Below are 21,985 nucleotides of genomic sequence, written 5' to 3'. Positions count from 1 at the left end.
CCCTTCATCGCGAGCGCAGCGAAGCATCGCCCCCGGCGCGGTGCCGGTCAGCGTCGCGCAATCGGCATCTCGAATGGCCCGATCGGCAACGGCGTCTCGTCATACAGGTTGACGACGGGATAATCCGCCCAGGCATAGCGCACCCGGCTCGCCGGCTTGCCGTCGCCTGTCAGGACCACCTGGCCGCCCTCGACCTGCGCTGCGGCATAGCGGCAACTGTCGGCCGCCGCGCCGCACAGCTCGAACCCCAGCGCCTGCGCTCCGCTGCGTGTTTGCAACGCGCCTTGCACCCCGGCAAAGGTCACCGCCGCCCCACCATCGGCCGTGGCGGTCGCGTTTGCCCGTTGCGGCCCGGACGACGCGCCTGCCTCGCCATAGGCCAGCACGCGCATCACCCGCGCCAGACGGCGGCCCAGTTCCTGCTTCTCGCCGGGGTGAATGTCGAACGGATCGCCGAGGTCAATCGCGGTCGCCATGCCCGCATGGGGGTCTGCCGCCGCCGCCTGCCGCTGCGCCTCGCGCAATGCCGCCCAGCTGCTCTCGCCCGGCTGCGTTGCTGGCTTGCCGTAACCGGCCAACTGCACCATCGCAAAGGCAAGGTCAGGTACGCCGAACTGCGCGCGCCATTCCGCCATCATCGCCGCCATCCGGTCGGCATAGCCCGGCAAATCGGTATCCGATTCCCCTTGATACCAGGCGACGCCTTTCAGCGCGATGCCGCCCAACGGCGCGATCATGCCGTTATAGAGCGTGCTCGTCCCGGTGACGTCGCTCCACGGAACGCGCGGCGCGCCGGGCGGGGACTTGCGCGCGATCGCGTAACGCCAGCCATCGCCCAGCGGCACCGCATCGCCCGCGCCAAACCGCAGGGCCATATCCGCCGCCGGTCCCAGCAGTCCGCCATTGGCATAATTGTCGACCACATTGACGATCATCAGGTTGCGTCCGGCCTTCAGCACGCCGGGCGGGACCGCCAATGTCGTGGGCTGCCACGCCTTCGCGCCCATACCGACCGGCTGGCCGTTGATCCACACCCGCCCGACATCGTCCATCGTGCCGAGCGACAGCGTGGCCGCCGCCCTGGCCTGCGCCGCCGTCAGCACGATCTCGCGCCGGAACCAGACCATGCCGTTATAATCCGCCAGCGCGGACACGCCCCAATCTTCCCACGGCCCCAGCTTGGGCGCATCGGTCCAACGTAGTGCGCTGCCCGGCTGCCACGGCTCCGCACCCGCGCGGTCGCCCGTCTCCGTGCGCCACCAGCGTTCCCACTGCGCGCTCGCCGCCCGCTCGCCATCGATCGGGTCTTTGGCGTAACGCTTCAGGAGCGCCACCCGGTCGCCATGTCCGACCGCAAGCTGCGCCTGCTCCCCCATCCACGGGCTGATCTGCGACCCGCCCCAACTGCTTGAAATCGCGCCTATCGGCACACCCGCCGTCTTGCGCAATGCGCGCGCCATATAATAGCAGGCGGCGGAAAAGTCGGGCACGCTGTCGGGACCGGCCGGCTTCCATAACGGCGTCTGTGCGAAATCGCGCTGCGGCTGGTCGGCGACGTTGCGCGGCACCGTCATCAGCCGCAACCCGTCATCGGCCGATCCCCGGATCTGCCCCCCGGCATCCTGCGCGCTGCGCACCTCCAATTCCATGTTCGACTGGCCCGAACACAGGAACACATCCCCCGCAACGACATCATGCGCCACAACTTGCCCGCTTCTGTCCTGCGCTGTCACCTCTACTGGGACGGCTGCGGTTAATTGGGCGAACGGCGCCGCGAAACGTCCTTGCCTATCGGCCTTCACCTGACGGGAGGCATCATCTACTGTTACCGTTACCATTTCTTCGGGAGCGGTTACGCCTGTCACCGTGAACGGGCGCCCGCGCTGGATCACCGCATGATCGCCGAACATCGGGTCCAGCCGCGGCGCCGCCTCCGCCTGAATCGCCGCCAACAGCGGCATCGCGACGCCAAGGCTCAGAACCATCTTGCTATATCGCGTCATTCACGCTCTCCTCCGTTCGACCGTCTCTGCCGGTCACGCCGCTATTGCGGCCCTCGATCATCATCACTGTCCCGTCAGCGCGACGCGCTGCGGCTGTCTATTTCGCTGTCGCAAAGTCCAGATGGTCGCTGAAGAAGGGGATCAGCTGATCCTGGAACCGCCAGGCCACCCGACTGGTATGATCACCCTCATAAATGTCGAAACTGTTGGCGATACCATAGCGGTCCAGCACGTCATGCAGCGCCTGCGCATCACCCTTCAACCCGTCCTTGTCCCCCACGTCGATCGCGATGGCCCGATAGCGGCGCAGATTGCCGACATATTGATCGACAAAAGCCAGCGGCGCATTGGCCGCCCATTTGGCGAGCACGTCCGGCTGCACCACACCGTCCTTGACTGGCAGGTCCAGGTAAAGCGGCGGCTTCTTCGGGTTGGGCGACCAGGCCGCAGCGCTCGCCAGTTGCGCCCGCAGCAGGAAGGGCAGCCCGGCCGAATCGGCGGGCTTCTTCACCGCTTCCAGCCCCTTGAGCGCGGCCGGATCGACCTGCGCCGGATCGCGCGGCGACAGGCAGCAGGGGCTCATCATGTACAGCGCGCCGAACATGTCGGCATGTTTCATGCCGATGCGGCTGGTGCCGTAACCGCCCATCGAATGGCCCGCCAGCCCCCGGCTCTCGCGACGGGCGATGGTGCGATAATGGCCGTCGATATAGGCGACCAGATCGCGCGCGATGAACGTTTCGAAATCGCCGGTGGTCATCGAACCGGAATACATCGACCCGTTATGCACCGTCTTGCTGTCGGGCAGCACCAGGATCATCTCGCGCGCGCCTGTGGCGAAGGCGTTCTCCACCGTCCGCGGCACATGGATCTCCCCCGTCCATTGTTCCGCCCCGATGGAATAGCCGTGCAGCGCATAAACGACGGGATAGCGTCGCGCGGGCGCGCTGCCATAGCTGGGCGGCAGCACCACCAGCACGTCGCGATCCGCGGCCTCTCCTTCCAGATTGCCGACAATGCTCGGAGCATGGACCTTTATCCGCTCGATCCGCACGGCTTTCGCCCCTGCGACGGCGGGCGGCCCTCCGGTCTGCACCTGCGCGCACACCGGTGCCGCCCCCATCGCCAGCGCGACCGCCACCCCGATACCCAAAGCCTTGCCGATCATATCCACGCCTCCTCCTCTTCCGGTCTATCCTCACCCACCCCGCAGCATCCGCATCACCAGTGCGCGGATGCGGCCATAATTGCCCTTGCCAAGCGGCCCCAGCACGCCATGGCGCTCTTCGGGCATATGGGCCAGCGGATGGCCGTCGGGTCGAAACACATAATGGTCGAACCACGCCCGCCACGCCGCGCGCTCGGCTGCGGGGCGTTCGGCGATGGCGATCATCGCCAGCAGCATCGCGCTATGTGGCGCATCCGGCCCGGCGGCGAACCCGTCCCACCAATAATTGACCAATATGTTGACCGGATCGATCGCCTCGACCTGATGCCACCATAGCTTGGGCAGGTAGAGCGCATCGCCGGGCGTAAGTTCGACGTGCAACGCACGCGCCCGCGCCGCTGCAAATCGGGGAAAGCGGGCATCCCCCTCCGCCGCGCCTGCCGCCAGCGAAATCGGCTGGCCCGACAATGTATGGTCGATCGGCCCGACATACAGGTCGCCGATGGCGTCGGGCGGATAGAGGGTGAAACGCCGCCGCCCCGCCACCACGCAGGCCAGATTATCATAGGTGTCATAGTGGCAGGCGACGGTCGACGCATTGCCCAGCCACAGCCGCGGCCGGACATGCGGCGCCATCAGCGCACAGTCATTCTCCTGCGCAAAACCGGGGAAATAGACGTCCGCCGGCAATGATCCGAGATAGCAGGTTTCGCCCGCACCCTCCGCATTGGCGCCAATTCGCGCCAACGCCACGCTGGTGGGGCCGTTCTGCCGCGCGAAATTAAATCCACCCGGCCCTTCGCCATAATGGTAGCGTCCACATAGATCGGCGTCGCCGACAAAATATTCCGCGCTCAGCCCCCCGTCGAACCGGCTTACATAAGCCAGCGCCGCCGCCGCACCGCCTGTCCCTGCTCCAACCGCTGGCCACTGCCCGCAAAGGCCACGGACGACTATTGGCCGGCAAGCCTGCGCCAATCGCCCCAACGCCTCGGCGCTATCGACCTCCTGCGCATCGCGTTCGTCGATCGGACCATCCACCTGCGCCATGGCTCAGGCGAACTGCGCCAGCCGCTCGTTGCGCCGCCGCGCCATCAGCGCGATATGCTGCAACGATCCCGCCACGGCATAGGCCAGTTGCATATGCCCGGCCCGGAACAGGCCTAGCACCGCCTCATCCCCCAATTCCTCGAGCGCATCGAGGCTCACCGTATAAAGCCCGTCCAACCGCAGCTTTTCACCGTCGTCAAACGTCATGCTGATGTCGATCGGCTCGACCAGTCTGTGCTGCAACAGCGCGGCGATGAAGGCGTCCGTCCGCTCCGCGCCCGCCACAAGTCGCCCCAACGCGCCTTGAACTGCCCGCAGCGCGGGGGTCGGCGTTCCGTCGACATCGAACAGCGACTCGCTCGCGCCGGGACCGAAGCGCGCATGGCTCCGGTCCAGCGCGATGCTCTCGCCCGACGCGAAAAACCCCTCCCGATCCGCCTCCAGCGGGCGAAAGGCAGATCGACCATCAGGCGAATCGATCAACTGTTCGCCCGGTTTGAAACCGGTCAGCGCCCCGATATAGAAGGCGCCCGTCTCCGCATATTTGGACAAAAGCAGCGGACATGCCGCCGCCGCCGCGGCTATTTCGCTGGCGACGACGCGCACCAGCGGGCCACCTCCCTGACCTGCCGGCTTCATCCGCACTGTTGCATGCGTGTCACTATTGAGCAGTTCCAGCGACGCCATTTTCCTCTCCCTTTGCGGTTGCGCGGCCCTGCGCCCGGCGCAACCCGCCATTTTTCCGCATTTTGCGGCACCTTGTTAGCTGATGATCTTTACGCTGAGAATTTCGCTTGATCACCCATTTAGATAGCGCTAACATTTCCATCAATAAAAAAGAAGACCTGGGTGAGGGTGAAATCTGCTGGAACGGCAGAATAAGAATCACCCCAGATCAAAAAAACATGGTCGTCGCGACAATAGTGTTGCGGCGTTCGGGCGAGATATTGTTCGGACTTAGGGGAGGATCATGAAGTCAAATAATCAAAGCGCCTATTCGTTGCGCAATCGTAGCGGCCTGGCGATCACCGCCAGTTGCCTGGCCATTGCTATCGCCATTCCGGCCGCCGCACAGCAGGCGGATCAGACCGGCATCGCCGGCACCGCGAGTGAAGCGGATATTATCGTTACCGGCATCCGCGGCTCCCTCCAACGCAACCTCGACATCAAACGGGCCTCCTCGGGCGTCGTTGACGTTATCTCGGCGGAGGATATCGGCAAATTCCCTGATTCCAACGTCGCCGCCTCGCTTCAGCGCCTGCCCGGCGTGTCGATCCAGCGCAGCGGCGCGCGCGGCGAGCCGCAGGGCATCACGGTGCGCGGCTTCGGCGGCGACTTCAACGAAACGCTGATCGACGGCCGTCGCCTCTCGACCGCTTCGGGTGGCCGTTCGGTCGACTTCACCACCGTCGGCGCCGATTTCGTCGGCCAGCTCGCCGTCTACAAGACGCCCGAAGTCTCGCTGTCCAGCAGCTCGATCGGCGCCACGCTCAACATCAGCTATCCCAAGCCTTTCGACAAGCCTGGCACCCGTGTGGCCTTCAGCGCATCGGGATCGGTGCAGGACGAAGCGGGCAAGGTCGTTCCAACCGTCGGCGGACTGTTCAGCACCACCTTCGCCGACGACACGATGGGCTTTCTGGTCGATGCCATCTACACGCGCCGCGATACACAGACCAATCGCGTCTATGTTTCGGGCTGGCAGGGCGGGCTATATCGGGAATGCCAGCTGACTCCCGTATGCACCGACGAGCAACTAAAACTGCCGGGTGATATTGTCGGCTGGTATCCGCAACAATATGGCGCCGATCAGCGCTATACCAAGGATGAGCGTATCGACGGCCGCATCGCCTTCCAGTGGCAGCCGTCCGACGAAGTCGTGCTGACCCTCGACGACAATTATTCGCGGCAAAAGGTCGTTACCGACATTTCGGGCTTCGGCATCTGGTTCAACCAGGGCGACCTGCGCAATGTCGAGCTGGACGAAAACGGCACGACGGTCAATTTCCTCCAGGCCGGATCGCCGACTGACTTCACCGCCGGCACCGATACCTCGGTGCTCGAAACCAACCAGGTCGGCCTCAACATGAAGTGGGACGCGACCGAAAATCTTCAGATCGACGCCGATGCCAGCTATTCCAAGAGCCGGCTCAATCCCGGAGGCCAGATCAGCAGCGAAAATGGCGACATCGGCTATGGCGGGCTGATCGGCACGACGCTGGGCGTCAAGGTGACTGGTGACAGCAGCAAGACCTTCCCCGAACTCACCACCTACGGCCCGGCCGGCGACCAGTCCGCCTATATCGATCAGTCGGTGATCGGCTCGCACGTTACCGTGCGTCAGCAGCAGATCAACAGCGACGAAATCAAGCAATTCCGTCTCGGCGCGACCTGGAAGCAGGATGACCTGACCATCAAGCTTGGTGGCCGGTATATGGAAGACAAATTCCATCTCGAAAACCGCAACACCTTCGCCAATAATTATTGGCAGGCCTATGCCGGTTATGGTGCGCCCTCGGGCCGCACCACCGGCGTACCGATCCCGGCAAGCCTGATCGACGGCACGATCAGCACCAAGAACTGGCTGCCCGGCTTCTCCGGCAATCTGCCGCCGGTGCTGCTCAAATATGATGCCCGCGCCTATCAGCGCTATCTGGAAAGCCTGTGGCAGGGCGCGGGCGCAACGCCCGGCTATAATGACGGCTGCTGCACCGGCTTCAACGGCACGTTCGATCTCGCGCTTGATCCCGGCAGCGTCCAGGACATCACGGAAAAGAACTGGTCCGCCTATATCAGCGTCAACTTCAACACCGAAATCGCCGGTATGCCGTTCCATTTCAACGCCGGCGCGCGTGAGGAAATCGTGAAGGTCATCTCGCGCGGCATTGGTCGCGTGCCGACATCCATCACGCCCAGTTCGGCCGACCCGACGCTTCTGACCGTCAACTTCTCTGACACGCAACCGGTCACCGCCCGTAACGACTATTCCTACTTCCTGCCCGCGTTGGACATGAAGCTGGAATTGACTGATAGGCTCCATCTGCGGTTCGACGCGTCGCGGACGATGACGCGACCAAGGCTGGATTATCTTGGCCCCGTGTTGAACGTGGGTGCGGGCCAGCGTGTCGGCGCGCTGACGGCGACGGGCAACAACCCGTTCCTCAAGCCCTATCTGGCGGACAATTTCGACCTGGCGCTGGAATGGTATTATCAGCCCAATTCCTATGCCTCGGTGAACGTGTTCCTCAAGGATGTATCGAACTTCATCGTCGCCGGCACGCAGCGCCAGACGATCAATGATGTGATCGACCCCAGCACCGGCCAAGCCGCGGTTTTCACCGTGTCTCAGCGGATCAACGGGCCGGAGGCGACGGTCAAGGGCATCGAACTGGCATGGCAGCATGTCTTCGGCGACAGCGGCTTTGGCTTCAACGCCAACGCCACCTTCGTCGAAACCAACAAGCCTTATGATGACACCGACCTGTCGCAGAGCGGTTTTGCCGTGACCGGGCTGGCCAATTCGGCCAATCTCGTCGCCTTCTATGACAAAAACGGCATCGAATTCCGCACTGCGGTCAACTGGCGCGACGAATATCTGCTCCAGTTCGGTCAGGCCCAGAACAACTCGGCCTTCGGCGCGGAACCGACCTTCGTCAATTCCAGCTTCCAGATCGACCTGAGCGGCAGCGTGCGGATCAACGATCAGTTCAGCATCTTCGGCGAAGCGCTCAACATCACCAACGAAACCTACAGCACCCACGGCCGCTATTCGAACCAGCTGCTGGATGTCTATGGCTATGGCCGGCGCTTCACCGCCGGCGTGCGCTACCGCTTCTGACGGTTCTCGCCCTGGAGGGGATGTCGGTTGACATCCCCTCCCTTTTAATGGTCCTTTTTCCCGATGGTTCAGCCTGTCCGCAACATCGTCATCGTCGGCGGAGGCACCGCCGGATGGCTCACCGCCGGCATCATCGCCGCCCGCCATCGCAGCCGCATCGGCAGCGGCTTCACCGTCACCCTGATCGAATCGCCCAACACCCCGATCATCGGCGTGGGCGAAGGCACCTGGCCGACCCTGCGCACCACCTTGTCGCGCATGGGCGTCTCCGAAACCGACTTCTTCCGCGAATGTGACGCCGCCTTCAAACAGGGCGCCCGCTTCGCCCGCTGGACCAGCGGCGCGGCCGATGACGGCTATTATCACCCGCTCATGCTGCCCCAGAATTTCGGACAGGTGAACCTTGCCCCCCACTGGCTGGCGCAGGATGACCCGGACAGTTTCTGCGACGCCGTCTGCGCGCAGGGCCGCATCTGCGACGACGGCCTCGCGCCCAAGACGATGGCGACCGCCGAATATGATGCGCTCGCCAATTACGCCTATCATCTCGACGCCGGCAAATTCGCGCCGTTCCTTCAGCGCCATTGCTGCGAAAAGCTGGGCGTGCGGCACATCCTCGCCGATGTCGAACAGGTGTTGATGCATGACAATGGCGACATCCGCGCCGTCCGCACCACCCAGGCGGGCGAGGTGGAGGGCGATCTGTTCGTCGACTGCACCGGTTTCAAGGCGCTGCTGATCGAAGGCGCGATGGGCGTCCCCTTTCGCGACTGCAACGACATTCTCTTCTGCGACACCGCGCTGGCGATGCAGGTGCCCTATGCCGCGCCCGATTGCCCGATTGCCTCGCACACCATCTCCACCGCCCAGAGTGCGGGCTGGATCTGGGACATCGGCACCCAGGCGCGGCGCGGCGTGGGCCATGTTTTTTCCAGCAGCCATATTTCCGACGACCATGCCGAACGCGAACTGCGCGCCTATATCGGCCCGGCCGCCGACGGCCTCAACGCCCGCCGCATCAAGATCCGCTCGGGCCATCGCGAAACATTCTGGAAGGGCAATTGCGTCGCCGTCGGCCTCTCCGCCGGTTTCCTCGAACCGCTCGAAGCCTCCGCCATCGTCCTGATCGAGCTATCGGCCAAGATCATCGCCGAACAAATGCCCGCCTGCCGGGAGGTGATGGACATCGTCGCGGCGCGCTTCAACGCGACCGCCCATTATCGCTGGGGCCGGATTATCGACTTCCTCAAGCTCCATTATGTGCTGACGAAGCGGACCGACAGCGACTTCTGGCGCGACAATGTCCGTATCGAAAGCATCCCGGACCGGCTGCAGGAACTGCTGCTGCTATGGCGCTATCAGTCGCCCTGGTTCCATGACGAATTCGACCGCGCCGAAGAAGTCTTCCCCGCCGCCAGCTATCAATATGTGCTCTACGGCATGGGCTTCCGAACGGAGGTCGATCCGCCCGCTCTGGCGCGCGACGCCCATCTGGCCGATCGCGCGCGGCGGGAAAATGCGGCAGCCACGGCGAAGCTGTGCGCCGGCTTGCCGCGCCACCGCGAGTTGATCGACCGCATCGTGGCGCATGGGTTGCAGCCGGTCTGACCGGCTGCAACCCCGCCCCCTTCGTCACTGCCCGCCGCTGGCCCTGTTGGCCGCATTGGCCAGCTCGATCCATGCCGCGCCTTCGGGCACGACATATTCATTCTCGCCCCAGAAATAGGGCCAGTCCTCATGATTTTCGGGATAATCCGGCTTGATGACCAGCACACCGGGCACCACCCCGCCCGCGATGAAGGAGAAATCGGCGCGGTTATTGCCATAGGCGACTTCCTTGGACACCGTCCCCACCCCCGACACGAACGAGATGTCGGACGCAGGATGATGCCCGGTCAGGAACGCCACCCCCCGGAACATCGCGTCACGCCCGACGATATCGGGGAAGGCCCGGTGCAGCGCCTCGGCGCTCAACGCATGATTCAACACGGTGCCCGATCCCGCCCAGCCTCCGGTGGTGATCGGTACGCCGAACGGATTGGCCTTGGCCAGCGCCTCGCTCTCCGCCTGCCACTTGCGCACCGCCGGGATCATCGCCTTGCGATAGGCCGCCGGCATGAACGGAATCGCCGCCACCGCCGTCTGCGCGTTGAAGGCGAAGGCCGGCTCGATCTTCGGCCATAGCGCCATCACTGCCTTGGCGTAGACGGGCTTGCGCGTCGTGCGCAGCAATTCCACCGCCGCGCCGAACATCTCGGCGTCCAGCGGACCGCCCGTCGTGTTGCCGTGACGGAACATGTCTGGCGCCTGCCCCTGCTCCTGCGCCCATACCCGCTCCGCCGTCTCCAGCGCCCGGCCCGCCAGCGCATCGTCCTGCCTTTTCAGCACCCGCACCGCCGCCGCCAGCCCCGCGATCGAGCCATAGTTGAGCGCCGACGCCTTGCTGGTGAAGGCCCAGCGGTCGTCCGGCGTCCCGCTCCACCCGTCCTTGACCGCGCCGACGCCCAGCGCCGCATCATAGGGCAGTCCGTCGGTCTTGTTCACCGCGTCGCCCAGATGCGTATATTGCGCCACATCCGGCTCGACGATGCCGTGGATGGCGTGACCCACCGCGTCGAATTGCGCCAGCAGCTGCAATGTCCCGTGCGCCACCTGCTGCGCCATGTCGGGCTTGCCGTCGGGCACATGCATCTCGACATGCCGCCGCGTCCAGTCGATGCTCACCGTGTCGCGGTCCAGGCCGTAGCGTTCGGCCGCATCGGCCAGCGACCGGATCACCTGATATTGCGACTGGGTGCGAATGTCGAAATCGCCTGCATCATACCAGCCGCCGACGTTCAGCCCCGGAATATGCTCGCCCGGCTTGAAGCGCGTGTCGGTGGTCGGCCCCTGCCGGTAAAGGTCGATATGTTCATGATCCACCGGCGCCTGCCGCGCGTCGTCGCGATGGGAATCGCCGTGCCAGACGCGATAGGCTTCGTTCACCGACATATGGTCCATCGCCACGGGGACATAGACGTCGTTGGTCGGGTGCCAGGCATCGGCATAGACGTCGGCCGCGATGCGGAACGGCGCGGTGCGCACGTCGCCATAATCCAGCACATACAGGCCCGGCTCACGCACCGCGCTGAAATCGAGCTGGAGATAATGATAGCGCAGATAATCGCCCCATTCACGCGCGCCGCCGGTGTCCACCGGGTTCGTCGTCCCGTCGGCGCCCACGCGCAACAGCCGCAAGGGCGGGCGGCGCATGTCCTTGCGGTCCAGTTCCACCGTCGCCACCTTTGGCGCGTCGGGCGCATAGCCCAACTGCGAATGGGCGATCACCGGCGCGCGCAGCCATGCCGCGTCGGCCTGCGGCGCGATCGTCCATTGCAGCACCGCGCCGGTCTTGCCGGCGGGCAGCACTGACCGCAGCACGAACCAGCCATTTTGCGCCTGGTTGCGCCCGTCGTATAGCGCGACCGGCTGGTCGCTATCGATGCTGATTCGCCGCGCCTTGTCTTCGGGCGCCAGCACGAAGCGGAGACCGCGCGCCATCGGCAGCGGCTCGGCCCCCGGCCCCTCGCTGCGCCCGCTCGCCGCATTGCGCGTCTCGATGCGCTCCATCGCGCTATTGGGATAGAGCGGAAAAATGCCGCTGGCCCCGTCGGCCATATAGCCATGGTGGAAATAGGCTGAGGGCAGGAATTCCAGGTTAAACCCCGCCTTCCCCGCCAGCGCCTGCGGCACCGGCTTGTCCAGCAGGACGCGCACCACCACCGCATCGCCCTTGCGCTCGGCGCGGATCACATATCGGAAATCATGCTCGGCATAGCGCAGCGTAGTTTCGATCACCCCCGCCTGCGCATCGACCTTCCGGTCGACCAGCGCGCCGATCGCGTCCCACTGGCCCGGCGTCGCAGACAGGCGCACGTCGCCATTGGTCGCATTGCGCAGCCCCTGCTGGATGATCTCGATCCCGCTGATCTTGGAATCGGCGAACAGCCCGTCATACCAGTTGGAAAAGGCGAGCACATTGACCGCCGGCCCTTGGAAATAGCCTTTGTCGTTCAGCCGCAGACTCTCATCCGCCCCGGTCTGCGCCGTCGCGCTCGCGCTCCCCAGCAGGAAGGCGATGGTGGCAAGGGAAGTCAGGGTCCGGGGCATGTCTCTCTCCTGTGTCGCACTCATGTTTGCGCTACCAGGTTGGCAGCCGGCGCTTTTCAGCCAAATCTATTGCAGCGATTTGCGCATGGCACAATATGAATCGGGGCTGTTGCGCTGGAATGATGATAGCGCTATCCATAATGACACAACAAAGGAGAGGATGATCGTGGGCAAGCGACCGATGATTTGGGGAACCCTGCCGCTGGCGCTCGCCGCCCTGACGGCTGGTTGCCAGCAACAGCAACCGGCAGCGAACGAGGCTCAGCCCGCCGGTGACGCCAAACGCGCCGCATCGGACTATCTGTCGCAACCGCTGGTCAAGGACATCTACACCGCCGATCCGTCCGCCCACGTCTGGGATGGCAAGATCTACGTCTATCCCAGCCATGACATTGACGGCCCCACGCCCGAAGATGATCTGGGCGCGCATTTCGAAATGCGCGACTATCGCGTGCTGCGCCTGGACAAGATCGGCGGCCCGGTTACGCTCGGCCCGGTCGCGCTCGACGTCAAGGATGTGCCGTGGGCCGAAAAACAGATGTGGGCGCCCGACGCCGCGCGCAAGGACGGCACCTATTATCTCTATTTCCCGGCCAAGGACAAGGAAGGCGCCTTCCGCATCGGCGTCGCCACGTCGAAGGATCCGATGGGTCCGTTCAAGGCCCAGCCCAATCCGATCAAGGGCAGCTATTCGATCGACCCGGCCGTCTTCACCGACGATGACGGGCAAAGCTATATGTATTTCGGCGGCATCTGGGGCGGTCAGCTTCAGCGCAATGTGACCGGCACCTATGATCCCAACGGGTCCAAGACCGACCTGGAGCAGGACGACAAGCCCGCGCTGCTGCCGCGCGTCGCGAAGATGACCGGCGACATGCTGGAATTTGCCGAAACGCCCAAGCCGGTCCAGATCCTCGACGAACAGGGCAAGCCGTTGCTCGGCGGCGACCATGACCGCCGGTTCTTCGAAGCATCGTGGATGCACAAATATGAAGGCAAATATTATTTCAGCTATTCGACCGGCGACACCCATTATCTCGCTTACGGGATCGGCGATTCGCCCTACGGCCCCTTCACTTACAAGGGTCGCATTCTGGAGCCGGTGGAAGGGTGGACCACCCATCATTCTATCGTCGAATGGAACGGCAAATGGTGGCTGTTCTACGCCGACACCCAGTTGTCGGGGCAGACGCGCCTGCGCAACGTGAAGGTGACGGAACTTCACTATAATCCCGACGGCACGATCCAGACCATCAACCCCTTCCTGACGAAGGCGAGCGGGGGTAGCGCGCAGCATTGAGCGCGCGCGCGGGCCGGGGGATGTGCCCTCCCCCGGCCCGCTTCAATCAGACCATGATGCCCGAAGGGCGCAGCCGGGGAGAGCAGGACGATGACGCGAATGTCCGCCATGAGCACCGCCGCCGCCATTGCGCTGCTCCATGTGCCGGCCACGGCCCAGGTCGCCACGGCCCAGCCAGGCACAGCCCATGCCGCCACGCCTGATCCGTGGGCTCAAGCCGACGACCAGGCCCGCGCCATCGTCGACAAACTGACGCCGGACGAAAAAGTCGCCCAGTTGCTCAACGTCGCCCCTGCCATCCCGCGCCTTGGCATTCCGGCCTATAATTGGTGGACGGAGTCGCTGCACGGCGCGATCGGCGCGGTGCCTACGACCAATTTCCCCGAACCCATCGGCCTTGCCGCCACCTTCGACGCGCCGCTTATCAAGGCCGTCGCGTCCGCCATCAGCACCGAAGTGCAGGCGCTGCACACACTGGGGCGGCAGACCGGGCATCTGGGCAAGATCGGCACGGGCCTCGACACGTGGTCGCCTAACATCAACATCTTCCGCGATCCGCGCTGGGGCCGGGGGCAGGAAACCTATGGCGAAGACCCTTTCCTGACCGCGCGCATCGGCGTCGCCTTCATTCAGGGAATGCAGGGCGACAATCCCGACCTGCCCGACGTGGTCGCCACGCCCAAGCATTTCGCGGTGCATAGCGGCCCGGAGCCGAGCCGCCATACCGACAATATCTTCGCCACCCCGCGCGATCTGGAGGACAGCTACCTCCCCGCCTTCCGCGCCGCCATCGTGGAAGGGAAGGCCGGATCGATCATGTGCGCCTATAACCGGGTCGATGGCGAACCGGCCTGCGGCAGCACCCTGTTGCTGCGCGACTATCTGCGCGAGGCCTGGGGCTTCCGCGGCTATGTCGTGTCCGACTGCGACGCCGTGGTCGATATTTACGATCATCATAAATATGCGCCCGATGCCGCCACCGGCGTGGCCGTGGCGCTGCGTCGCGGCGTGGACAGCGAATGTAATAACGCCACGCTTGGCGGCAAGACGGGTCTTGGCGACCGCTACAAGGAGTCGCTGGTGCGCGGGCATATCAGCATGGCCGACATCGATACCGCGCTTGTCCGACTCTTTTCCGCGCGGCTGCGCAATGGCGACCTGCCCGGCCTCGCCGCGCGCCGGCCCAACGCCACACCCGTCACGGCCATCGACACGCCGGACCACCGGGCGCTGGCCCTCACCGCCGCTGAAAAGTCCCTCGTGCTGCTCAAAAATGACGGCGTCCTGCCGCTCAAGCCCGGCGCGCGGATCGCGCTCATCGGCCCGCTGGCCGACGCCACCCGCGTCCTGCGCGGCAATTATTCCTCGGCCAAGAGCGCGCCGCCCGTGTCCGTGGCGGACGGCCTCAGGCAGGCGATGCCCGGCGCCGCCGTCACCCTCATCCCCTTCGGCGCGTCGATCACCGATGGCGATCTCGTCCCCGGCACGGCGCTGCGCACGCCCGACGGAAAACCCGGCCTGCGCGCCCAATATTATAACGCCACCACGGCCGGCGACTATGCCGCCACCCCCATCCTCACGCGGGTGGAGGACAGCCTGGTTTCGCGCGCCTCTGAGTTTAAGCAGGTTGCGGACAAACATAAGATCGTCTGGACCGGCGATCTCATCGCGCCCGAAACCGGCCTCTACCGGCTCGCGCTGACTGGCGTGAAAGGCGACATTGCTGACGGCGGCAAGCCGATCGTCAGCGCCGCCGAATATTCCGCCTGGGCCGAACCGCTCAAACTGACCGACGTGCGCCTCGCCAAAGGGCAGCGCTACGCCATCCGCCTCCAGGGCGAAAGCGGCGTTTCGGCCAGCCCGGCGATCTTCTGGAAGCGCATTTCCGACAATCCGGCCGGCGACCTTGCCAGCGGCGCGAAGGATGCGGACCTCATCGTCGCCGTGGTCGGCCTCACCTCCGACTTGGAGGGTGAGGAAATGCCGGTCAAGGTCGACGGCTTTTCGGGCGGCGACCGGACCAGCCTTGCCTTGCCCGCCGACCAGCGCGCCCTGCTGGAACAGGCAAAGGCGCTAGGCAAGCCGCTGGTGGTCATCGCGATGAACGGCAGCGCGATCAACCTCGGCTGGGCCAAGGACAATGCCGCCGCCATAGTAGAGGCATGGTATCCCGGCCAGTCGGGCGGCCTTGCCGTCGGCAACGTCCTGTCGGGGAAGGCCGATCCGGGCGGCCGCCTGCCGCTCACCTTCTACAGCAGTGTCGATGACCTGCCGCCCTTCACCGACTATGGCATGGACGGTCGCACCTATCGTTATTTCAAGGGCACGCCGGTCTATCCCTTCGGCCATGGCCTCAGCTACACCCGCTTCCGCTACGCCCCTTTGACCATCGAAGCGATCGACGGCGCGACGGAAAACGGCCTGCGGGTGCGCACCAGCATCACCAATAGCGGCGTGCGCACAGGCGATGATGTGGCCCAGCTCTACATCACCCCGCCCCGCTTCGGCGGCGCCCCGCGCACCGCGCTGCGCGGCTTTCAGCGCGTCTCGCTCAAGCCCGGCGAGACGCGGGAGATCGCCTTCACCCTGTCGCCCCGCGACCTCAGCTTCGTCACCATGGCGGGCGCGCGCGGGCTGATCCCCGGCGCCTACCAACTCAGCGTCGGCAGCGGCCAGCCCGGCACCGATGCCCCGTCCCAAAGCGCGACCTACACTCTGTCAAAGGCGGTGCCGCTGCCGAAATAGGGCTGTCCGCACTGCATCCAACGATCCACGTCACCGGCTCGCCTTTGAACCGGCAAGAATGAAAGGGAGAGTTTGTCATGAGGTCCACTGCCCTGCTGCCCAAATCCTGCCGCGCGCTGCGCCGCGCCGTAATGCCCGCGCTCGCGCTCGGCCTGCTCGCGCCGACCGTCGCGCTGGCCCAGAATGACAAGATGACGCCGATCGCGATCCCAGCCCAGCCCGACGCCATCACCCTCGACACCGGCGCGCTGCCCGGCGCAACCGCGACCGAAAGCTGGCATAGCCAATATGGCAGCGTCTTCGCCCGCAACGTCACGGTCGCGACGCTCACCCCTTTCCTGCCCGATCCGGCAAAGGCAAACGGCACCGCCGTCGTCGTGACGCCGGGCGGCGGCTTCCGCACCTTGTCGATGGAAAATGAAGGGTGGGACGTCGCTCGCGCGCTCGCTGCGAAGGGCGTCGCCGCCTTCGTCCTCAAATATCGGCTCAAGCAAACGCCGGCCGACATGCCGGGCTTCGAACGCTCGATGACCGAAATGTTCTCGGGCGTCGCCCGTGCGCCGCGCATGGACCCCGAACAGGCGATGGCCGACATCGCGCCCCAGATCGCCGATGCCCGCGCCGCCTTCACGCTCATCCGCAAGCGCGCCGGGGAATGGCATGTCGATCCCGACCGGATCGGCATGGTCGGCTTCTCGGCTGGCGCGATGCTTACGCTCGCGACCGCGCTCAAGGGACAGGATGCCAAACCCGCCTTCATCGGCGACATTTACGGCCCGCTTTCGCCCGTCACTGTCCCCGCCGATGCGCCGCCGCTGTTCATCGCCCTCGCCGCTGACGACCCCTTCTTCGCCAATGGCGGCTTCGGCCTGATCGAAAGCTGGAAAAAAGCCCGCAAGCCGGTCGAATTTCACCTTTATGAACAGGGCGGCCACGGCTTTGGCATGTATCAGAAGGCGACGACCAGCACCGGCTGGTTCGACGCCTTCGCCCGCTGGATGGACATGCACGGCTGGCTCAAGCCGCGCGATTGACTACGGAGTGGAGTGATTTCCGTTGAACCGGAATATCACTCCGACCGCTCGCCTCCCCAAAGAACGGCCCCACGCTTTGGGCGCATGTCCCTCTTTGGGCCTGGCTCGCCGGGATCGCCAAGCGCAAAGGGATTGACGCGCTTTGCGGCCTTGAACGCCCGGCTGCCAGGGATTTGCCCGACGATCTCGCGATCGGCACGTTCGCGATGACCTGTTGATCTTACGCCGCACGTTCCTGCGCCATCGCGCTACGAACACGCGCTAAGCCGATCCAATATTGGAATCTGACATACCAGCCTCCTCCAAATTTGCTCTTATGCATCGCGGCCGGACCCCCACCGTAACGGTTTGGGCCAGCCCCAACAAAGCCTCAGAGGAAGATTGTTATCGATAACAATCGCTGTTGATCTCTTGTTTATTGTTGTCGATAGTCGGCAGCAGGGAGTTTGGAGAGGGACGCGCCGTTGACAAACATCATTCGCAAAACCAGGCACCGCCTTGCTGCGACACAGGGTAGCGGCGCAGCCACCCTCGTCACCGAAACTGTTAACGTTACCGGTCCGGAGACGTGACACGCACGAAGGTCGGAAAACTCCGCTGGACCATCATCGTTCTTTTCGTGGGGGCGATGGTGATCAATTATCTCGCCCGTTCCGTGCTGGGCGTTGCCGCGCCGATCATTCTGACGGAACAGGCAATCAGCAACGTCGAATATGGATGGATCACGAGTGCATTTCAGCTTGGCGTGATGCTGCAACCTGCCGCCGGTTATTTCCTCGACAGCGTCGGCCTTCGGCTCGGCTTCACGCTCTGCGTGGCGGCATGGTCGCTCGTCACCCTGGCCCACGCCTTCGTCAACGGGTGGTTCGGTTTCGCTGCCCTGCGGGGCCTTCTGGGCCTGGCGGAAGGATCGGCTCAGCCCGCTGGGCAAAAGCTGGTGGCGGAATGGTTCCCGTCCAGGGAACGCGGACTGGCGGGGGGCGTCTATAATATTGGCGCCTCGTTCGGCGCGGTCTTCGCACCGCCGCTCGTCGCATGGGCCGTCATGATGCACAGCTGGCGATTGGCGTTCGTGATGGCTGGGGCCATTGGCCTTGTCTGGGCGCTGCTGTGGTATTTCTTCTACGACACGCCGGCGCGCCACCGACGGCTGCGTCCGGCCGAGCGCGACTATATTCTCCACGGCCAGGAAGCCCGGCTTGCCGCGCGGGCGCAACGCCCCTCCATGTTGTCCCTGCTGCGCCAGCGCGAAATGTGGGGCATTGCCCTGCCCCGAATGCTCGCAGACCCGGTCTGGGGGATGCTTTCTTTCTGGATGCCGCTCTATCTGGCGCGCGTTCGCGGCTTCGACCTGACTCAGATCGCCCTGTTCGCATGGCTGCCGTTTCTGGCCGCCGATATGGGATGCCTGTTCGGCCCGGCCGTCGTGACCTTCCTCCAGCGAAGACAGATCGACCTGATCGATGCGCGCCGCTGGGCCTTCACGCTGGGCGCGGTCATGATGACCGGCATGGCTTTTGTCGGCATGGCGACAAACCCCTATGCGGCCATTGCACTACTCTGCCTGGGGGGTTTTGCGCATCAGACGCTGTCGGTAACCGTCATCACGATGGCATCCGACCTGTTTCCCCGAAACGCGGTTGCGACCGCGGCGGGCCTGGCCGGCCTGGCGGGCAATCTGGGCGTTCTTCTCTTCACCTTGTTGCTGGGACAGATGGTCGACCAGGTTGGCTACGGCCCTTTCTTCATTCTCCTTGGCGTTCTCGATCTCGTCGGCGCCGTTCTTATCTGGACATTGGTGCGCAAGCCGACATGAACGCGATCTCCAACCCTGTTCTTCGGGGGTTCAATCCGGATCCCTCGATAGTGAAGGTGGGCGACGATTTTTTCATCGCGACCTCCACATTCGAATGGTTTCCCGGCGTTCAGATTCATCACAGCCGGGACCTCGTCAACTGGCGCCTCGCCGCGCGCCCCCTCGCGCGCGCTACTCAACTCGATATGCGGGGCAATCCCGATTCCTGCGGCGTCTGGGCGCCCGACATCAGCTATGCAGCCGGTCGATTCTGGTTGGTCTTCACCGACGTCAAACGGTATGGCGCGACGACGATCAACGGCGCGAAAGGGGTATCGCTGCGGGACTTCCCCAATTATCTCGTCACCTGCGATCATGTCGACGGCGATTGGTCCGACCCCGTCCATCTGAACAGCAGCGGCTTCGATCCGGCGCTTTTTCATGATGATGACGGGCGCAGCTGGATGCTCAACATGTTGTGGGATCATCGTCCGGGGCAAGGCCGCTTTGCCGGCATACAGATGCAGGAACTCGACCGCCAGACGCTGAAACTCGTCGGCGAGCCGATGCTGATCTTCACGGGCACGGAACGCGGCTTCACCGAAGGACCGCATCTCTACAAACGCGACGGCTGGTATCATCTGCTCGTCGCCGAAGGTGGCACGGGCTGGGATCATGCCGTAGTGATGGCCCGGTCGCGCCACATTTCCGGCCCTTATGACTTGCACCCGGACGGCGTCGTGCTCACCGGAGCGGGCTGCAAGGGCGGAGCACTGACGCGCGCCGGGCATGGCGACCTGGTCGAACTGGCGGATGGCACGCCCTGGCTCGCCTATCTGTGCGGCCGCCCCCTTCCCGGTCGGGAACGGTGCGTCATGGGCCGCGAAACCGCCATCCAGCCGATGCGATGGGACAATGACGGATGGCTGCGCACCGTGTCAGGCGACGCCCGCCCCGACGCATCTCCGCCAACGCCGCCCCTGCCGCCCGCACCATGGACCGGTGAACAATGGAACGGGACATTTGATTGCTCGCAACTGCCCGAAGAATTTCAGTGGCTCCGCACCCCTAGGGCCGATCGACTGTTCAGCCTCTCCGCCCGCCCTGGGTTTCTTCGCCTCTACGGACGGGAAACGGTGGGCAGCCTGTTCGAACAGGCGCTGGTGGCGCGGCGGCAGACGGATTTTCATTTCACAGTCACGACCTGCCTGAGTTTCGAACCCAAGAGCTTTCAGCAAGCCGCCGGCCTCATTCATTATTATAATGGCACGAAATTCTATTATCTCCATATCAGTGCGGAGTCCGGCATCCGCCAGCTTCAGCTGATGTGCGCCTCTCCAGAATGCGAGGAGGGGATGAGTCTCGAAATCATCCAGCCGCTCCCGCCTGGCACGGTCGAATTGGGGATGCAGGTGGAGGGCGACAGGCTGACCTTTGCATGGCGACTCCAGGGTGCGGCGCAATGGGCGTTCTTGCCTGGTCAACTTGATGCCAGCATAATGTCCGATGAAGTCACCTGCCCAGGCTTGCCGAATTTCACCGGCGCCTTTGTCGGCATGAGTTGCCAGGATTTGTCAGGCGCGGGGACGCCCGCTGATTTTTCCGCCTTTGTCTATGAAGAAGGCGGTGATCTTGGTGCGCAGGTCGACTGACGCTCCACTATTTCATGCTCCAGAATGCGTTCCTGCGGAGCACGCGACTTGCGGCCTTTCTGGCCGATCTCGGCGATAAGCAGGCTGAGTGCCTCTGCGGCGAGCGCGCGCACCGGCTGCCTTACCGTCGTCAGCGGCGGCCATAGGGTGACGGCGGCGGTCGTGTCGTCAAAACCGGCAACGGTCAATTCGGACGGCACATCCAGATGGCGGCGATGGGCAACCGATACAACGGCCGCCGCCATGTCGTCGTTGCTTGCGAATATCGCGGTGGGCGGGCTGGTTGAGCCTAAAAGCTGCTCGGCGGCATGAAGGCCCGACATGTAGGTGAAGTCGCCCTGCACGACCTGCACATCCACTCCGCCGGTTTCCCGGACAGCGGCGTAGAAACCCGCCATGCGTTCAGCGCTGGCCGCCTGGTCGGGATTGCCCAGGATGAAGCCCAGTCGACGGTGGCCAAGATCCAGGATGAGCCGGGTCATCTGATAGGATGCGGCCCGATCGTCGATGCGGACGCAGATCGTGTCCCGCGACTGATAAGCGCCTACCGCCGCGGTGATACATGCGCTTTCCTCCAGCACCCGCAGCACATCGGGCGCTTCCCCCAGGGGTGGCGCCAGCAAGACGCCGCTAATGCCCGACGCAACCATATCCTGCACCGCAGAGATGGTCGGCCCTTTGCCATCTTCGCCTTTCAACAGCACAAGACGCGCGCCGCGTGCCGATGCTTCCTCGAATACGCCGGTCAGAAAATCGCTCATGAAGGCGGCACTGGGCTTGGAATAGATGACACCGATGCGCAATTCGCTCGACGTCACCAAATTGCGGGCCGCAACATTGGGCGTATAGGCCAGTGCCTTGATGGCCTCTTCCACGGTCAGGCGGGTTTGCGCATTGACCCCCGTGCGGCCATTGATGACACGCGATACCGTCATCGACGAGACGCCTGCGCGCGCCGCCACATCGACTATGGTCGCTCCCCGTCCCGGTCGATCCGCTCTTGCCATCCAAACCCCGGCCTCAAATCAGGCAATCGGTCCTAGTCGATGGGCCGGACGGGGCAAAGCACCAATGCTGGCACCGTCGATTTTTGACCGTCATCGGCCTCCATGTCGCTCGACACGATCATCCGCTACCGGTCGGAGACTCAGTCGAAAACGGATTCGCTGCATTGAGCGGCACTGGAACTGCACATACCGTGGCAAATATCAGCGCCAACCCCGTTCTGCGAATATTACGCCTCGCCCCCAT

Annotated in this window: 13 protein-coding genes; 7 read left to right on the top strand and 6 right to left on the bottom strand. The window is 64.2% G+C overall.

What is annotated here, in order from left to right; genetic code table 11:
- Positions 1-47 precede the first annotated feature (47 nt).
- The 4 genes from C100_RS36655 to C100_RS36640 all read right to left on the bottom strand — a co-directional run bounded on the left by C100_RS36655 (position 48) and on the right by C100_RS36640 (position 4,908).
- Complete coding sequence (locus tag C100_RS36655; protein ID WP_200866567.1) at positions 48-2,003, bottom strand: sialate O-acetylesterase; 1,956 nt, start codon at positions 2,001-2,003, stop codon at positions 48-50.
- A 97-nt stretch (positions 2,004-2,100) separates the two neighbouring features.
- Positions 2,101-3,171 carry an alpha/beta hydrolase gene (locus C100_RS36650; protein ID WP_024020050.1) on the bottom strand — a complete coding sequence of 357 codons (1,071 nt, stop codon included), beginning with the start codon at positions 3,169-3,171 and terminating at the stop codon, positions 2,101-2,103.
- 30 nt (positions 3,172-3,201) lie between these two features.
- Positions 3,202-4,221: a cupin-like domain-containing protein gene (locus C100_RS36645; RefSeq protein ID WP_024020049.1), complete on the bottom strand. Its 1,020-nt coding sequence runs from the start codon at positions 4,219-4,221 to the stop codon at positions 3,202-3,204.
- A 3-nt stretch (positions 4,222-4,224) separates the two neighbouring features.
- On the bottom strand, positions 4,225-4,908 hold the full coding sequence (locus C100_RS36640; protein ID WP_024020048.1) for a SapC family protein: 684 nt from the start codon (positions 4,906-4,908) through the stop codon (positions 4,225-4,227).
- A gap of 283 nt (positions 4,909-5,191) precedes the next feature.
- Between C100_RS36640 and C100_RS36635 the strand changes: the two genes are divergently transcribed.
- Together C100_RS36635 and C100_RS36630 are read left to right on the top strand one after the other, a co-directional pair.
- Positions 5,192-8,059, top strand: coding sequence for a TonB-dependent receptor (locus tag C100_RS36635; RefSeq protein ID WP_024020047.1), 2,868 nt, complete (start codon positions 5,192-5,194; stop codon positions 8,057-8,059).
- A gap of 63 nt (positions 8,060-8,122) precedes the next feature.
- On the top strand, positions 8,123-9,667 hold the full coding sequence (locus C100_RS36630; protein ID WP_024020046.1) for a tryptophan halogenase family protein: 1,545 nt from the start codon (positions 8,123-8,125) through the stop codon (positions 9,665-9,667).
- 24 nt (positions 9,668-9,691) lie between these two features.
- Here the strand turns inward: C100_RS36630 and C100_RS36625 are convergent, their stop codons facing one another.
- Positions 9,692-12,208, bottom strand: coding sequence for a glycoside hydrolase family 9 protein (locus C100_RS36625; RefSeq protein WP_024020045.1), 2,517 nt, complete (start codon positions 12,206-12,208; stop codon positions 9,692-9,694).
- A gap of 160 nt (positions 12,209-12,368) precedes the next feature.
- Between C100_RS36625 and C100_RS36620 the strand changes: the two genes are divergently transcribed.
- From C100_RS36620 to C100_RS36600, 5 genes are all read left to right on the top strand, one after another.
- Positions 12,369-13,508 carry a glycoside hydrolase family 43 protein gene (locus C100_RS36620; RefSeq protein WP_031309501.1) on the top strand — a complete coding sequence of 380 codons (1,140 nt, stop codon included), beginning with the start codon at positions 12,369-12,371 and terminating at the stop codon, positions 13,506-13,508.
- Between the two features lie 108 nt (positions 13,509-13,616).
- Positions 13,617-16,253, top strand: coding sequence for a glycoside hydrolase family 3 C-terminal domain-containing protein (locus tag C100_RS36615; RefSeq protein WP_031309500.1), 2,637 nt, complete (start codon positions 13,617-13,619; stop codon positions 16,251-16,253).
- Positions 16,254-16,330: 77 nt separating this feature from the next.
- Complete coding sequence (locus tag C100_RS36610) at positions 16,331-17,287, top strand: alpha/beta hydrolase (protein WP_024020042.1); 957 nt, start codon at positions 16,331-16,333, stop codon at positions 17,285-17,287.
- Between the two features lie 568 nt (positions 17,288-17,855).
- Positions 17,856-19,103, top strand: coding sequence for an MFS transporter (locus C100_RS36605; RefSeq protein ID WP_024020041.1), 1,248 nt, complete (start codon positions 17,856-17,858; stop codon positions 19,101-19,103).
- Positions 19,100-20,734, top strand: a complete 1,635-nt coding sequence (locus C100_RS36600) for a glycoside hydrolase family 43 protein (protein WP_024020040.1) — start codon at positions 19,100-19,102, stop codon at positions 20,732-20,734. Before C100_RS36605 ends, C100_RS36600 begins: the two co-directional genes overlap by 4 nt.
- Here the strand turns inward: C100_RS36600 and C100_RS36595 are convergent.
- A complete protein-coding gene (locus C100_RS36595) occupies positions 20,695-21,741 on the bottom strand; it encodes a LacI family DNA-binding transcriptional regulator (protein ID WP_031309499.1) in 1,047 nt (348 codons plus the stop codon). The two genes, C100_RS36600 and C100_RS36595, sit on opposite strands and share 40 nt — an antisense overlap.
- Positions 21,742-21,985 lie beyond the last annotated feature (244 nt).

The sequence above is a fragment of the Sphingobium sp. C100 genome, from assembly GCF_000508185.1.
Classification (GTDB): domain Bacteria; phylum Pseudomonadota; class Alphaproteobacteria; order Sphingomonadales; family Sphingomonadaceae; genus Sphingobium.
This window is presented reverse-complemented; position numbering and strand designations above follow the sequence as displayed.

Bases quoted from the DNA above. Each gene is read 5' to 3' on its own strand.
- C100_RS36655 (WP_200866567.1), bottom strand. From the start codon at position 2,003: ATGACGCGATATAGCAAGATGGTTCTGAGCCTTGGCGTCGCGATGCCG.
- C100_RS36650 (WP_024020050.1), bottom strand. From the start codon at position 3,171: ATGATCGGCAAGGCTTTGGGTATCGGGGTGGCGGTCGCGCTGGCGATG.
- C100_RS36645 (WP_024020049.1), bottom strand. From the start codon at position 4,221: ATGGCGCAGGTGGATGGTCCGATCGACGAACGCGATGCGCAGGAGGTC.
- C100_RS36640 (WP_024020048.1), bottom strand. From the start codon at position 4,908: ATGGCGTCGCTGGAACTGCTCAATAGTGACACGCATGCAACAGTGCGG.
- C100_RS36635 (WP_024020047.1), top strand. From the start codon at position 5,192: ATGAAGTCAAATAATCAAAGCGCCTATTCGTTGCGCAATCGTAGCGGC.
- C100_RS36630 (WP_024020046.1), top strand. From the start codon at position 8,123: ATGGTTCAGCCTGTCCGCAACATCGTCATCGTCGGCGGAGGCACCGCC.
- C100_RS36625 (WP_024020045.1), bottom strand. From the start codon at position 12,208: ATGCCCCGGACCCTGACTTCCCTTGCCACCATCGCCTTCCTGCTGGGG.
- C100_RS36620 (WP_031309501.1), top strand. From the start codon at position 12,369: ATGATCGTGGGCAAGCGACCGATGATTTGGGGAACCCTGCCGCTGGCG.
- C100_RS36615 (WP_031309500.1), top strand. From the start codon at position 13,617: ATGAGCACCGCCGCCGCCATTGCGCTGCTCCATGTGCCGGCCACGGCC.
- C100_RS36610 (WP_024020042.1), top strand. From the start codon at position 16,331: ATGAGGTCCACTGCCCTGCTGCCCAAATCCTGCCGCGCGCTGCGCCGC.
- C100_RS36600 (WP_024020040.1), top strand. From the start codon at position 19,100: ATGAACGCGATCTCCAACCCTGTTCTTCGGGGGTTCAATCCGGATCCC.
- C100_RS36595 (WP_031309499.1), bottom strand. From the start codon at position 21,741: ATGGCAAGAGCGGATCGACCGGGACGGGGAGCGACCATAGTCGATGTG.